The organism is Fulvivirga sp. M361 (assembly GCF_007097395.1).
In the GTDB taxonomy this organism is placed as follows: Bacteria; Bacteroidota; Bacteroidia; order Cytophagales; family Cyclobacteriaceae; genus Fulvivirga.
On record NZ_VKDC01000140.1, the window covers coordinates 1 to 249 of the forward strand.

The window sequence follows — 249 nt, forward strand, 5'->3', positions numbered from 1 at the left end:
CACAGCCTGAACCATCACTCACCTCAAAGCTATACGTCAGCGTAACTGGACTGCTCGTGCTATTCGCCAATACATCGCTGATCACATCTCCATCCACAAAGGTCAATCCAACACTGCTAAAACCAGTCACTCCCGCAGTGCCACTCACACCCGTCAAACGCATCAAACTGCCCGTAACTGCACTGTTCAATGTGATCGACGTCGAGGAACCACTGCATAAAGCAGGAACCGTATTCGTGATCGACATCG

At 50.6% G+C, this 249-nt stretch carries 1 protein-coding gene; it reads right to left on the reverse strand.

All coding sequences use genetic code 11. From position 1 onward, the window contains the following. Nucleotides 1-249, reverse strand: a 249-nt coding sequence (locus FNH22_RS32330) for a hypothetical protein (protein WP_185154543.1), incomplete at both ends; no start/stop codon positions are given.